This is a genomic window from Meiothermus cerbereus (assembly GCF_051297115.1).
GTDB classification, from domain to species: domain Bacteria; phylum Deinococcota; class Deinococci; order Deinococcales; family Thermaceae; genus Meiothermus; species Meiothermus cerbereus_A.
Genome location: NZ_JBEVAL010000061.1, coordinates 1 through 14,791 on the forward strand (window position 1 = coordinate 1; position 14,791 = coordinate 14,791).

Genomic DNA, 14,791 nt, shown 5'->3' on the forward strand with positions numbered 1-14,791 from the left:
AGCCCAGCTGATGATGCCGCTGTTGCTGGCCCCGGTTACCTCGAAGCCGACGATGTCGACATAGCTGCCGCGCACGTCGATGCCAAAGAGGGCGCCCTGGGCGTTGAGTTTGGCGCCCCAACGGGATTCGGAGGCGATGGTGATGCGCTGAGAGGCAGTACCGGAGACGGTGACCTGCACGGACCCGTGGTAGTTGCCCGGGAGCACCCGCAGGACGTCGCCGGGCTTGAGCCGCTGAACAGCATAGGCCAGGCTGGCCCAGGGGCGCTCGCGGGAGCCATCGTTGGTGTTGCTGCCGCCAGGGCCCACGTAGTAGGTGGGGCCGCTGGGCAGGCTGAACAAACCATACGAGGTATCTGGTCTGGGGTTCAGGGGGGTGTATTGAGAGCCAGTAATGCAGGCTGCCAACAAAATGACCAGGAGCGCCATCGCCCACTTGAGGGCAATCTGCCTTGCGGGTAACCAGAGGGTAAACGTTCGTTTTCTCATAAACACCAAAGCAATTCCTGGAGCAAATTCACTAGGTACACCAAATATAGCCGATTCTGCGCTTGTGCAACCCGAACCTGGCTTCCGGTATCTGGCGATATTTGCTGGAGCCGGACTACTGGGCTACACGCAAGGCTTTAGCGGGAACACCCAACCTGGCTACCCGTGCTTGGACTCCCCCACGCGCTTTACCCAGTAGAGCCAGATAGCCGATCCCGTATGGCCAGCAGAATAAACCCGAGCAAGAGTATGGAGATAGCGGCAATTGCTGCTGTGAGCAAGGGGCGGGGCCAGATGGCCTCGGTGGGTACTTCGGCCTGTGCCAGCAGCGAAAGCTGGCCGGTGGCGCTGTTTTCCAGAGAACGCACAATGCCCAGTTCGCGCTCGAGGCCAGCCCGTAGTTCCCGCAGCACAGCCTGGTCGGTGCGGTTGGTGGCCTGGGCAAGCTGGATGTCCACCCAGCGAATCCGGTTTTCCAGCGAAATGCTGGCGCGCTTGAAGTTGTCTCGGATCAGGGCTTCCTCCCAGCTGCGCAGGGCTTCGGCCCAGGTGTTGGCCAGGGCTGCAGCTCGGCGGGGGTCAGTATCGCGGGCACTCAGCACAAAAACCGTCGAGCTCGAGCCCACCGTCTCGATTGAGCGGATTCGCAATTTTTCCCGAACCTTTGCGGCTTCTTTTGGCAATATGCCAGGAAAACGCCGGTTCATCTGCTCGAGCACCAGGGTGCCGTAGGCGGCTTCGCGGTAGGCCGCGGCAGCCAGAGGTCGGAACTGGGGGGAGCTGGTGGTGGAACCCAGCTCAACCGGCTGGGCCGAAAGCAGCCGGGCAGAAGCTTCGTAAACACGCGGTTGGAAAGTGCTCAGAAGGTAAGCTGCGGCTGCGGCCACCACCGCAAGCCCCAGCAATCCCCACAAGTAACGGCTGAAGCTCAGGAGCAAACGGTCGAAATCGGTCATGCTGGACATACTTCTCATCATGTTTCCTCGGGTTTTGGCTAAACGGTAATAACACGCCGGGAAACCCAACCCGGTTGGCCTGCTGGTGGATTCAGCCTAACCGCATTGGCCCAGGAACGCTAGCGGAAATAACCCGGTTGTTCCTACGATAACCCATTCCGCAAGCGTTTAACGCTCGAGGTTACGCAGAATAACCGGCGGGCTGGGTCAGGCTGTGTACCATAAGGGTTGGTATAGCAGGTATACACGTAGCCGCAAACCCCCATACCGCCCAGTATGACCCGTATCAAAGGTTTTTTTACCCAGACGTCCTTTACGCGTAGCGCGGCCTTGCTGGCCAGCAGTACGGTATTGGGCCAGGGCTTGGTCATCCTGGTACAGCCCCTTCTGACGCGCATCTATAAGCCAGAAGACTTTGGCTGGTGGGCTTTGTATGGCTCAATCCTTTCCCTGGCGGCTGTGGTAATCAACCTTCGCTACGAGCAGGCCATTCAGCTACCAAAGGAGGAACCGGAGGCCCGCAGGCTATTGCTGATTGCGGTGGGCACGGGCCTGGGTCTGAGCCTGCTAATAGGTGCAGCTTTTTGGTTCCTTCGGGATACGTTTTCAGTTTGGCTGGGTGTCCCAATCCCCGGTTGGTTTGCGGCCCTGGTGGGCGTGGGGCTGGCTTGCATCGCCCTTATGCAGTCGGGCAGCATGTGGGCCTTGCGCTTGCAGCGCTTTGGCGTGCTGGCCCAGACCAAGTTTCAGCAAGGGCTCTGGCAGGCTCTGGCCCAGGTGGGCCTGGGGCTACTGGTTAAGGGGCCGGCTGGGCTACTCCTGGGCGATGTGCTGGGGCGCCTGGGGGGTGTGCAGGCCTTGTTGCGCTTGTTGCCCCGTAGCCTCGAGGGTGTCAGCTGGCTTTCCTTGCGCCAGACGGCCCGTCGCTACCGTAGCTTTCTTGTGTTTGGTAGCAGTGCTGCCTTGCTGACCGCGGCCAGCTTTCACCTGCCTTTTATTGTGCTGACGGCTTTTTTTGGCACTGCTGCAATGGGGCAGTTTGGCCTCAGCTACCGCATTACCACCATTCCCGTTACCCTGGTGGCCCAGTCCATTGGGCAGGTCTTTTTTTCCCGGGCCGCGGCAGCCCGCGAGACCCCCGAGCTGGCCCGGCTCACCACCCAGACCGCTACCATGCTGCTGGCGGTGGGGTTGCCTGTATTTGGGGCTTTGTTTGTGGTAGCACCCCAGGCCTTTCCCCTAATTTTTGGCTCCGAGTGGCAGGAAGCGGGGGTTTACGCCCGGCTGCTGGTGCCTTACTTGCTGCTTTCTATGGTGGCGCAACCCCTGTCTACCTTGCTGACCGTGCGGGAGTGGCAGCGGGCCTTGCTGGTTTTTACCATTGTCGAGCTGGCCTTGCGCATGGGGGCCATTTACTGGGGCATAACCACAAAGCAGATCTACTGGGCGGTTTTTTTGTTTGCTGCCAGCAGCGCCCTGGTGGCTGGGATGTCGCTGGTGCTGTTCTTCCGGGCAGCGGGGGTGCGCTGGGCTAATTTTTGCTCTGGCTTACGCCGGTTTATCTGGCTCAACCTGCCTTTTTTGCTGTTGCTGTGGGGGCTCACCCATTGGATTGCTGGCTGGACCCTCCTGGGAGTAACGGTTTTGTGGGGCGCGGTTGTGTTGCTGATTACCGCTAAAGAGCTCAGGAAGGAAGGTTTGGTATGAGATTGGTTGCGCCACTAACGGCGGCTTTGCTATTGCCCTTATGGTCTTGGTTGGTTGCCCCACAGATTTTGCTTTACCTTTATGCTTTTAGTCTCCCGCTCGAGGGCGTTTTTGCTTTGGAGGGTGTGTTTACCCTATCCAAGGCGCTGATGGGCCTGTTTTTGCTTTCTCTGGTTTTCCAAATCCGACGCCCGAAAATCGCCTGGTTTCCGGCCCTGGTGCTTACCTGGCGGCTAATTCCGCGGCTGCGGATTTCTGTGCTGGCCGTGGCCCTGATGCTCTGGCTTTTTCTGAGCTATTTTTGGTCGGTAGAACCGTCGGCAACCTGGGACAAGATCCAGGCCTGGGCGCAGCAGCTGGTGGGGGCCCTGGCCATAGCTTTTTTCATCATGGCGCGGCCCAGAACCATCCAGCCCGTTTTGTTTTCCTACTCGCTGGGGGCCGGTATCGCTGCGGTTCAGGGTATCGCCAACTACCTGCAAAATCCTTTGAGCCGCACTACATTTACCGGGGCAGCCGACGCGGCCGATTTTGCGGCGGTGGTCTTGCTGGGTTCTTTGGTGGCGGTGGGCTTGTGGCTGACCACAAAAAGCCCCTGGATGCGCTGGTATAGCATATCCTGCTTTGCAGTCTGTACCCTGGCGGTGGTGCTTTCCGGCACCCGCAGCGCCTGGGTAGCCATTGTGGTTACGCTGGCCTTGGTGATTCTGCCGCGTCTGGGCTGGCAGCGGTTTCTTACGCTGGGCCTGGCGTCTGGGCTGGTGGGCCTGGTGCTGTTTCAGCTGCCAGCGGTCAACCAGTTTCTGACCTCCCGCATTACCTCTGCGACCGAGGACGGAGGGGCCGGTCGGACGGCAATCTGGACGGTTGGATGGCAGATTGCGCAACAAAACCTCGTCTTTGGGCATGGCCTGGGAACCTTTACGGTTTTGTTTGGGCAGGGCGTCGCCGCTGAATCCGACCTCGAGTCCATCGATACCTACTACATCACCGATGGTCGGGGGGCGCACAACATCTACCTCGAGCTCGTCAGCGAGGTGGGGCTTATAGGGCTGGGCATTTTTCTGGCCTGGATGTGGGTCTTGCTTCAGGTGAGTTTGCGGCAATCGGTGCACCCCGACCTGATTCTGATTCTTAAGGCCTGTTTGCTGGCCTACTTAATCCAAGGGGCGTTTTTGGGCATTTTAGAACGCAAATACCTGTGGCTGACCATCGCGCTTTTGCACGGTCTGGCCATGATGGTTCGGGGTAACATTTATGCGCCTGCTGTTCCTAAGCCCTGACTTCCCTTCCGAAGTCAACCCGTCGGCGTGCATTTTTGTGCAGACCCAGGCCCTCGAGCTGCAGCGCCTGGGGGCACAGGTCGATGTGTATGCCCCCATCCCTATGGTGCTGCCGGGAATGGCCCGGCTCAAACCAGCCTGGCAAGCCTACGCCCAGATTCCCACCCATTACCAGGTGGAAGGCCTAAAGGTAGCCCGCCCGCGCTACCCAGCCTTTCCGGGCGAGAACTTTTGGGGCTGGCCGCACCACCTCAAAGCCCTCAGGCTGCGGCCCTACCAGGGGCGCAACTACGACCTGATTCACGCCCACTTTGCCCACCCGGAGGGCACTTTAGGGCTTTGGCTGCAGCGCCGCTGGAAAAAGCCCCTGGTGATTACGCTGCATGGCGATGATGCCAACACCTACCCTTACCAGAGCCCACGTTACATGCGCTACTTCAAGCGGGCCCTGGCCCAGGCCGACCTGATCCTGGCGGTGAGCGAGGCCATTCGTCGGCAAACCCAACCCCTCACCAGCCGCCCGGTGATTACCCACCGGGTGGGGCTAAAGCTTCCCCCACGCCACCTCAGGCCCGACAAGCAGGCTTTGCGGGCCGAGCTGGGCCTGCCCCCCGACAAGTTCGTGCTGTTGTTTGTGGGAACCCTCTGGAAGTACAAAGGCGTGGGGGAGCTGGCCCAGGCCCTGCACCAGCTCGACGATGAAACGCTTCTGGCGGTGTTTATCGGCGAGGGGCCCCTGCGCGGGCAGATGGTGAGCACCTCGCGTACCGCCATTCGCTGCTTGGGGCAGCAGCCTAACCCGGTGGTTCGGGCGCACATGGCCGCTGCCGATGCGCTGATACTGCCCTCCTACCGCGAAGGGCTGCCCACGGTGGTGGTCGAGGCCGGGGCAGCGGGTTTACCGGTTATCGCCAGCACCCAGGGCGGCATACCCGAACTCATCAGCCAGGAGACCGGCTTTCCCCTCGAGGAAATCAGCCCTGAGGCCATCCTGCAAGCCCTGGCCCAGCTTCGCAGTAACCCCACACAGGCCCAGGAGCGTGCCGAAAGGTTGCAGGCGCACGTCTACCAGCATTACGACGCCAGCCAGAACGCCAGAACCCTGTTAAGCTACTACCAGCGCCTCATCGAAGGCCAGCCAGTCACCTCAGCCAGGGATGGTGTTTAGCTCTTTTATGGAAAAGCCTCATCAGACACAACCCGCTTACCGACCCAAGGCCCTTTTGCGGCAGGGATGGTACAGGTTCTACTCCGACTTTTTGTTGCCCAACCGAACGGCCGAACTGCGCGGGCTGCTCGAGCGGGCCCTGGCCCAGGGCTACGAGGTGCACTCCATCGCCTCTATCTGGGAAAAGATCAAGTCGGGGGGTTTAGGGCAGGGCCTGTACCTGGTTTTGCGCCTGGACATCGATACCGATTTGCGCACCACACGGGCTTTGTGGCAGGTGATGCGCGAGATGAAGGTCAGGGGCTCGTTTTACTTCAGGCTGTCCACGCTTGATGTGGGTCTGATGCAAGAGATTCACGCCTCAGGCAGCGAGGCCAGCTACCACTACGAGGAAATAGCCACCTATGCCAAGCGCCACCGCCTGAAAAGCCGCGCCGAGGTCGAGGCCCGCATGCCAGCCATCCGGGCTTTGTTTGCAGAAAACTACCGCAGGGTGAAGGCCCTGACCGGCCTGCCGCTGCACACCGTGGCCTCGCACGGCGACTGGATCAACCGCCGACTGGGGATAACCAACCTCGAGCTGCTGCAAGACCCGTCCTTGCGCGAGGCCCTGGGTATCGAGCTCGAGGCCTACGACCAGGCCCTGCACCGCCATTACGCCCGGCGCTACTCCGACGGCGCATACCCCGGCCTCTGGCTGGACGGCGACCCCCTAGAGGCGCTGGAAAACCGACTCTCCGTTGTGGAAATTTTGATGCATCCCCGGCACTGGGCGGCCAACGTGCCGGTCAACCTGCTGGACAATATCCAGCGTATCGGCGAAGAGTTGCTCTACCACAGCCTGCCTGCGCGCTAAATTGCCCGCCGTGGCACTCTTCAGGCGGCACATCTGTGCGTTTTGACCGTACCGGATGGGGGGTGTGCTCCGGTCGCAAAGCCAAACGCTTGCTGGGGTGGGGGTGGGCCCTTGTTGAGTAGGCTGTTTTTGAGGCATCTGGGCCAAGCCAAAACCCCGTTCGGTGTGATTCCGCACGTTAATGCAGTGTTACCTTTTGGCGGAGCTGCGGGTGTCTCAACCTGGGGCCAGCACAGTTCTAAAGGGCACACCTCGTTGCTACCAGGCGGGTGCAAAGCACTGGGCTCACCGGTACGGGCCTGCGTTAAGGCCTGGCGTAATGCGCGTTTCTTAGGATTGTTTGACGTTTGTAAAACCCTGCCTTGGGGCTACACTCGAACTCTAGGATCACCGAGATCCAAACTCAAGGAGGTACTGCATGACCCATCGCTGGTTACTACTACTTTTAACTGCCCTGTTCCTTGCTGCGTGCGGAGGAGGTGGGGCGCCCACCATTAACTCCATCGAGGTGACCCCTGCCACGGCCAGCAAGCAGGTGGGCCAGACCCAGCAGTTTACCGCGGTGGCCAAGGACGCCAGCGGCAACCCCATCTCTGGCGTGACCTTTAGCTGGAGCTCGAGCAACACCAGCGTGGCCACGGTGGACAACGACGGCCTGGCCACCGCCGTAGCCCAAGGTACGGCCACCATCACCGCCAGCGCGGGGGGCAAGAGCGGCACTGCCACCCTGACCGTGACCCCCATTCCTACCTTTACCGTGGGTGGTGAGGTGCGCTACCTGAACGGCAGCGGCCTGGTGCTGGCCCTGGGCACCCAGACCAAGACCATCGGCGCCAACGGCCCCTTCACCTTCGACACCCCTGTACCCGACGGCACCTATACCTTTAGCGTACAGACCCAGCCTACTAACCCACCTCAGAACTGCACCGTTACACCTAATAGCGTGACGGTGAGCGGGGCCAACGTAACCAACCTGGTGGTGGCGTGCAGCCCCTACACCAAGTGGCTGGCCTCTGTCGAGACGGACATGGGCAACGCCATCACCACCGACGCCAGCGGCAACGTGATTGTGGTGGGCCAGTCCAGAGGAGTGCTGAGCGAAAGGATTGGTCCGCTGGCCCTGAACTACCCGGACGTGGTGGTGGCCAAGTATGCCCCCAACGGCGCCCGGCTGTGGGTCAAGCAGTTCACCGTGGGCGACCCCGACACCTCGCCCAACGCGGAGTCGCAGGCCAAAGGGGTGGCCACCGATGCGGACGGCAACATCTACGTGGTGGGCAATGCGTATGTTTCGGCCAGTGGGGCCTCCAAGGGCTTTATTCTGAAGCTGAGCCCCAGCGGTGCCCGGCTGTCCTCGGTCAAACTGGATGAAGCCACCCCGAATGTGGAAAACGGCCTCACCGGCGTAACCGTGGTGGGCAGTGACGTGTACGTGGGCGGCTACACCGCTGGTACGGTTCCAGGTGGAACCAACGCAGGCGGGGAAGACGCCGCACTGTACAAGTACAGCACCAGCCTGAGCCTGCAATGGGCGCGGCAGTTCGGCTCCCCCGGCAAGGACCACATTACAGCCATCGGTGTGGACTCGGCGGGAGATGTCTACGCCGCTGGCTTTGCCAGTGGAGCACTGCCGGGCCAGACGCTCCTGGGCGATACCGACGCCTTTGTGGTCAAGCACAACAGCAGCGGAACGCAGCAGTGGTTGAGCCAATTCGGTACCATCGTGGGTGGCGATTCCGCCAACGCCCTGGCAGTGGTGGGCTCGGACGTGTACGTTGCGGGCTACGTGGCTGGGCCATACGAGCCGGGCTTCAACTACAACGGCGGCACCGACCTGTTCGTGACCAAGTTTACCAGCGCTGGCAACGAAACCTGGCGCCGCCAGTACAGTCCCACCGATCCGGCCAAGATCGACCCCTACGGCATCGCAGCCGATGCCAGCGGCAACGTGTACATCGTGGGGGAAGTCAACGCCTCGGTGGACGGCATCCAGACCCACAATGGGGGCCAAGACATCTTCATCCTGCAGTACCTGGCCGACGGCACCGTGGGCTGGGCCCGCCAGCAAGGCAGTGCCCAGGACGAGATCGCCCTGGCCGTTACCCTGCGCGGCAGCGACCTCTACCTGACCGGCTGGAGCAAGGGCGCCCTGGACGATTACACCAACGCTGGCCTGGAGGACATCTTCGTGCTGAAGTACGATACCTCCGGCGACAAGAAGTAGCGCAGGGCCCATGCGGGGGCTTGGGGGAGTTCCCTCGAGCCCCCTTTCCTTTTTGAGGGGTCGTTATAGGTTTCGTTACGCGGGAGTTGCGTGCCATTAATGAACCAACACCCAGCGTAACGCCGCATATGCTGCCCTTAGCAGGGGGGAATTTTGCCGAATAACGCTACCATAACGATGCTTGGACTAAACTTTGTGGCATATTTTCGCAGGCAACGCCCCTAAAGGAGCACATAGATGCTAAAAGAACCGTTCAGCACCATGCCTTTTGCTCCATGGCCATATTTTGAACCCGACGAGATTGAGGCTGCTGTAAAGGTGCTTCAGTCTGGCAAGGTGAACTACTGGACAGGCCAGGAGGGCCGCCTCTTCGAGCGCGAGTTTGCCGATTATGTGGGAACCAAGTACGCCATTGCCCTGCACAACGGCACGGTGGCGCTCGAGCTGGCCCTCTACGCCATGGGGGTGGGCGAAGGCGACGAGGTTGTTACCACCCCGCGCACCTTTATTGCCTCGGCCAGCGCCGCGGTGATGCGGGGGGCCCGGCCCATCATGGCCGATATTGACCGCGACAGCGGCCTGATTACCGCCGAGAGCATCGAGCGGGTTATCACCCCTCGAACCAAGGCCATCATTGTGGTACACCTGGCCGGCTGGCCGGCGGATATGGACGCCATTATGGAGCTGGCCCGCAAGCACAACCTGTGGGTTATCGAAGACTGCGCCCAGGCCCACGGGGCCAGGTACAAAGGCCGCAGCGTGGGTTCGATTGGTCACGCCGGGGCCTGGTCTTTTTGCCAGGACAAAATCCTGACTACCGGCGGTGAGGGTGGTATGCTTACCCTTAACCACGACGAGCTGTGGCACAAAGCCTGGAGCTTCAAAGACCACGGCAAAAGCTACGACGCGGTTTATAACCGCCAGCACCCGCCGGGATTCCGCTGGCTGCACGAGGACTTCGGTACCAACTGGCGGATGCTCGAGGTGCAGTCGGCCATTGGCCGGGTGATCCTGCGCAAGCTGGACGGCTGGGTGCAAAAGCGCCGCGCCAACGCCCACTACCTGAGCGAGCGTTTCCGCCAGATTCCGGCCCTGCGGGTGCCCGAGGTGCCCGCCCACCTGTACCACGCCTACTACAAGTACTACGTGTACGTGCGCCCCGAGATGCTCAAGCCCGGCTGGAGCCGTGACCGCATCATGCAGGCCGTGAGCGAACTGGGCATTCCTTGCATGAGCGGGAGCTGTAGTGAGATTTACCTCGAGAAAGCCTTTGCCAAGCGGGGCTGGCAACCGGCTGAACGGCTGCCGGTGGCCCGGGAACTGGGCGAAACCTCGCTGATGTTCCTGGTGCACCCCACCCTTGGCCCTGCCCATATGCAGGCCGCCGCCGACGCGGTCGAACAGGTGATGGAACAGGCTTCAATCTAAGGGGGGAAGCAGGGCATGGTTTATTTGAAGGAGTTGCGTTTGACCGCCGATGTGGTCTTGCGAATTTTGGCAGACCAGCTCATGGTGGCCGCTAGTTTTGCTGTGGCCATGGTGATTCACCTGCTGTGGGCCTACCGCGGCGCAGCCGATGCTGTGCTGCTGGGGGCATATGCCAACATTTACGGGAAAAACGTGGGCATTCTGCTGGCTATTACGTTTTTGGTCTTCACGGCCAGTGGGTTTTACACCAGGGGCCGTGCCTACCAGAGCCGCTACAAGATGCTGGTGGTGGCCCAGGCGGTTATGCTGGCCTACCTCATTTTTGGTTTTGCCGTATTCATGCTACCGCTGGTAGACCCCCCGCGCTCGGTGCTGTTCGGCAGCGGCTTCTTCACCCTGGTTCTTACCCTGGCCTCGAGGGCCTGGGTACACTACTGGGATAGTGTCGAGGCCCGGCGCAAGGCCAAGGCCAACCCCATTCCCCCTCTAGCCGCCGACGACCGCACCATTTTGGTGATTGGTGGGGCGGGCTATATTGGCTCCGGGCTGCTGCCCAGGCTGCTCGAGCGGGGCTACCGGGTGTGCCTGCTGGACCTGCTCTTGTTTGGCAAAGAGCCCATCGCCCACGTGTTGCACCATCCCAACCTCGAGATCATTCAGGCCGACTTCCGCCAGGTGGACAAGGTGGTGGAGGCTATGCGGGGGGTGGATACGGTGGTGCACCTGGGGGGCCTGGTGGGCGACCCGGCCTGCGCCCTCGACGAAAACCTCACCACCGAGATCAACCTGGTGGCCACCCGCACCATCGCCGAGATTGCCAAAGGGATGCACGTCCGCCGGTTCATCTTCGCCAGTACCTGCTCGGTATATGGGGCCAGCGACCAGACTCTCAACGAGCGCAGCAACCTCAACCCGGTCTCGCTCTATGCGCGCAGCAAAATTGCTTCCGAACAGGTGCTGCACCAACTGCAAAGCGACGACTTTTCGGTGGTCATCCTGCGCTTTGGCACCATCTATGGCCTCTCGGGGCGCACAAGATTCGACCTGGTGGTCAACCTGCTTACGGCCAAAGCCGTAATGGAGAAGAAAATCACCGTTTTTGGGGGCGATCAGTGGCGGCCTTTCGTGCACGTGGATGACGCGGCGCGCGCGGTTATGCTGGCAGTGGAGGCCCCCAAGGAGCACGTGCATAACCAGACCTTTAATGTGGGCAGCAACGAGGGCAACATGACCTTAGGCATGGTGGGTGAGCTGGTTAAGAAACTGGTTCCCGATGCCGAACTGATCGACTCGGGGCGCGACGGTGACCGGCGCAACTACCGCGTAGACTTCTCCAAAATTCGCAATATGCTGGGTTTTGAGCCACAATGGACGGTGGAACAGGGCATCCAGCAAGTTATAGAGGCGCTGTACAGTGGCAAGGTGCGCGACTATAAAGCGGCCATGTATTCCAACGTCAAGTACCTCACCGAGGGGGCTGCCTCGGATGCCGTGAAACAGTACTACCTGGGCTGGGAGAAAAGCCTGATCGAACAAACCCACCCGCAAAACACCAGCGAGGAGACCCCACCGGCTATTCCACAGGCCTGAAGCCATCTATTTAGGGAGGATTTTGGAGGTAGTGTGGTGAGTGTTAGACCCTGGATGCAACGCGCAGCAATGCTTTTGGCCACAGGGCTTTTTTTGGCTTGCAACACCACCCCCAAACCCCCCACCGCCCCCACCAACTTCCAGGCCATTGCAAACGACACACCCGAGGTGGTGCTTCGCTGGGATGCGGTAACGGGGGCTTCGGTGTATGTGCTCGAGCGCAAGGTGGGCAGCGCCGAGTTTGTTCTGCTGCCTGGCGTAACAACCCCCCAGTACACCGATAGCAGCGTCGAATACAGCACCCACTACACCTACCGCCTGACTGCCCGCAACAACGGTGGCAGCAGCCCGCCGGTTACCCTCGAGGTCACCACCCCTGAAGCGCCAGGCTTTGTCGTCATGGATCCCCTGGTCAGCCCCGACCACGGCCTTGACGTGGAATACTTCGACAACCCCGACCTGACCGGCCTGTACTTCCGCCGCATCGAGTCCGGCGTCAACCGCACCTTTTCCGGCCAGCCCCCCCTGCCCGGCATGGGGGCCGATACCTTCAGCATCCGCTGGAGCGGCCTGATCACCCCACCGGCAAGCGACACCTACACCTTTGTGGTGTTGGCCGACGATGGGGTGCGGCTATGGTTCAACAACCAGCTACTTATAGACCGCTGGACCGATCAGGACTTCACGCACCACACCGCCCAGGTAAGCCTAACTGGGGGGCAGGCCTACCCCATCAGGCTGGAGTACTACAACCGCGACCCCCACGGGGCGGTTATACTGCGCTGGTCGCGCCCTGGTCGAGAGGCAACCCTGGTACCCCCCAGCGCCTTCCAGCGCCACGAAAAGGCCCGCATCGGCTACTTTGGCCCCAAACTGCCCTGGCCCACCGTGGCCACCCACGCCGCCCTGCTGCCCGATGGCCGGGTCATGACCTTCCACGGCCTCGACCCCGTAGGCAAGGGCCAGGGGGACAACTACCGCGACTACAGCAAACACAACCTCACCCAAGTGTTTGTTTGGACCCCCGGCACCCCCACCAACAGCCAGGCCCGCTACGACAACCGCCGTACCGACCTCTTCTGCGCGGGCTACGTGCTGGCGGCTGACGGCAAACTCTATGTGGCCGGCGGCAACCTGGGCTACGACTACAGCGCCAGCGGAGATGAATACGGTTTTGAAGCAGGCCACACCCACACCAACATCTTCGACCCCAGCTCTAACACCTGGAGCGCAGGCCCCGACATGCCCAAAGGCCGCTGGTACCCCAGCGTGATTACCCTGCCCAACGAGGAGATGCTAATCATTGGGGGAAATGCCGACCAGCACAACGGCAACGGCATCAACGACGACAAAAACTACATTGCCGATGTCTGGAACCCTATTACCAACACCCTGCGCCGCCTGACCACGGCCAACTCATTTGGGAAGGCCATTGAGCACTTTTATCCCTGGGTGCATGTGGCCCCCAACGGCCAGGTTTTCCTCTCCGGAAGTTACAAATACTGGTATTACCTCGATACCAGCGGCACGGGTAGCTGGTACAACCCCTCCGGATTGAATTTGCCGCAAATCTACAACCGCTATTACGGCTCCTCGGTGATGTACCAGCCGGGCAAGATTCTGGTGCTGGGCGGTGGCTGGGTAGGGTTCTCTGGCCCACAAGGGGGCGAAACGGCTCAGGTCATCGAGCTGAGCACCAGCAACCAGAACGCTAGCGTGCGGAATGTGGCCCCTATGGCCCACAAGCGCACCCACCTGAACGCCACCCTGATGCCCGATGGGCGCATCTTTGTGAACGGCGGCAACGAGGATGGGAAGAACTTCGACAACCAAACGGCGGTCTACCAAAGCGAAATCTGGTCGCCCAGAACCGAGACCTTCAAGCGGGCCGCCGAGGCCCAGTGCCCCCGCACCTACCACTCCACCGCCCTGCTGCTGCTCGACGGCACCATCATCACCATGGGCGGCGGGGCCACCAGTACGGACGACCCGCCTAGCGCGCCCGAGTGCGATAAAACCGCGGGTAACAATCAGAAGTTCAACCAGCTCAACGCCGAGATCTACTACCCGCCCTACCTGCACAACGCCGACGGCAGCCTGGCTACCCGCCCGCGCATCCTATTCGCGCCGGAGCGGGTGAGCTACGGCCAGAGATTTAGCCTGACCACCGACGTGCCTGCCTCGGTGGTGGATCGGGTAACCATAGTGGCCTTTGGCGCGGTAACCCACGCCTTCAACATGGGCCAGCGTTTCCTCGAGCTGAGCTTTACCCGTACCGGCCCCAACAGCCTTGAGGTAACCGCTCCGGCCAGCGCCAACCTGGCCACCCCCGGCTTCTACCAGCTCTATGTGCTGGATGGCCGGGGGGTGCCTTCGGAAGCTAAAGTGTTGCGATTAAGGGCTACGGGTCTCCCTTAGCGCACTTCAAACGGACCCAGGTCGAGGGTGGCCCCCTGGAGGCGGGGCCGGGCCTGGAAGTCAATTGCAGGGGCCCGTTCGCTAATGCCCTTATCGATGGCCGGGCTGTCGTTGCTCAGACGGTAGTCGCCGCTGCCGTCGGGCTTATAGTTCACAAAACCGGGGTCGAGGCTCAGGCTACCCTGTTGGCTGCTGGTCTGCAAGCGCCAGTTGGTGGTGTTGTTCCAGGCCAGGTTGTTAATAAAACGATTAACCCCGGTGTTGCCTTCCTCGCTGATGCCGCGGGGGTTGCCCACCACGATGTTGTTGGCTACCAGGAAGTTTTCGGCCCTGTTGCCGCGGGTGTTGTCGCCTGAGCCCACCGAAATACCGCCATAGAGGTTGGAGAAGGAAAGGTTGTTGCTGATGGTAACGGCGGTGGCCGCATGCCAGGAGGTAATGCCGAAGCCACGGGCCCGGTAGGTGATGTTGTTCTGTACCATGCCGCGGGGGGCACCCTGGTAGATGCCGTGGATGCGGGTACAAAAGCCAGCTGAAAGGTCGCCGATGTCGTGCACCAGGTTGCCCAGCATGACCCCATCGGAGGAGTCGGGTGAGCTCATGTTGACGCCCGCCCCGCCGTTGGTGTCGCACTGGGCCCTGATGCCGTAGACGTGGTTGAAGAGAAAGCGG

Annotated in this window: 10 protein-coding genes and 1 pseudogene; 8 read left to right on the forward strand and 3 right to left on the reverse strand. The window is 61.1% G+C overall.

Annotation, left to right across the window (positions count from 1 at the left end):
- Together ABWU19_RS11340 and ABWU19_RS11345 are read right to left on the reverse strand one after the other, a co-directional pair.
- Window positions 1-489 (reverse strand): annotated as a pseudogene (locus ABWU19_RS11340) (hypothetical protein); the annotation flags it as partial.
- A gap of 188 nt (window positions 490-677) precedes the next feature.
- Window positions 678-1,445 carry a hypothetical protein gene (locus ABWU19_RS11345; protein WP_435901794.1) on the reverse strand — a complete coding sequence of 256 codons (768 nt, stop codon included), beginning with the start codon at window positions 1,443-1,445 and terminating at the stop codon, window positions 678-680.
- Between the two features lie 276 nt (window positions 1,446-1,721).
- Here ABWU19_RS11345 and ABWU19_RS11350 point away from each other — a divergent pair, with 276 nt between their 5' ends.
- From ABWU19_RS11350 to ABWU19_RS11385, 8 genes are all read left to right on the forward strand, one after another.
- A complete protein-coding gene (locus ABWU19_RS11350) occupies window positions 1,722-3,152 on the forward strand; it encodes a lipopolysaccharide biosynthesis protein (RefSeq protein WP_435901795.1) in 1,431 nt (476 codons plus the stop codon).
- Window positions 3,153-3,277: 125 nt separating this feature from the next.
- Window positions 3,278-4,435 (forward strand): O-antigen ligase family protein, encoded by a 1,158-nt coding sequence (locus ABWU19_RS11355; protein WP_435901796.1) that lies wholly within the window; start codon window positions 3,278-3,280, stop codon window positions 4,433-4,435.
- On the forward strand, window positions 4,410-5,603 hold the full coding sequence (locus ABWU19_RS11360; protein ID WP_435901797.1) for a glycosyltransferase: 1,194 nt from the start codon (window positions 4,410-4,412) through the stop codon (window positions 5,601-5,603). The genes ABWU19_RS11355 and ABWU19_RS11360 overlap by 26 nt, the downstream gene beginning before the upstream one ends.
- A 7-nt stretch (window positions 5,604-5,610) precedes the next feature.
- Window positions 5,611-6,459 carry a hypothetical protein gene (locus ABWU19_RS11365; RefSeq protein WP_435901798.1) on the forward strand — a complete coding sequence of 283 codons (849 nt, stop codon included), beginning with the start codon at window positions 5,611-5,613 and terminating at the stop codon, window positions 6,457-6,459.
- A 418-nt stretch (window positions 6,460-6,877) separates the two neighbouring features.
- Window positions 6,878-8,683, forward strand: coding sequence for an SBBP repeat-containing protein (locus ABWU19_RS11370; protein WP_435901799.1), 1,806 nt, complete (start codon window positions 6,878-6,880; stop codon window positions 8,681-8,683).
- A gap of 237 nt (window positions 8,684-8,920) precedes the next feature.
- Window positions 8,921-10,111, forward strand: a complete 1,191-nt coding sequence (locus ABWU19_RS11375; protein ID WP_435901800.1) for a DegT/DnrJ/EryC1/StrS family aminotransferase — start codon at window positions 8,921-8,923, stop codon at window positions 10,109-10,111.
- A 15-nt stretch (window positions 10,112-10,126) separates the two neighbouring features.
- Window positions 10,127-11,701: an NAD-dependent epimerase/dehydratase family protein gene (locus ABWU19_RS11380; RefSeq protein WP_435901801.1), complete on the forward strand. Its 1,575-nt coding sequence runs from the start codon at window positions 10,127-10,129 to the stop codon at window positions 11,699-11,701.
- Between the two features lie 36 nt (window positions 11,702-11,737).
- Window positions 11,738-14,119, forward strand: a complete 2,382-nt coding sequence (locus tag ABWU19_RS11385; RefSeq protein WP_435901802.1) for a PA14 domain-containing protein — start codon at window positions 11,738-11,740, stop codon at window positions 14,117-14,119.
- Here ABWU19_RS11385 and ABWU19_RS11390 read toward each other — a convergent pair.
- Window positions 14,116-14,791 (reverse strand): choice-of-anchor Q domain-containing protein (locus tag ABWU19_RS11390; RefSeq protein WP_435901803.1); only part of this gene is annotated, 676 nt, incomplete at its 5' end. The genes ABWU19_RS11385 and ABWU19_RS11390 overlap by 4 nt on opposite strands.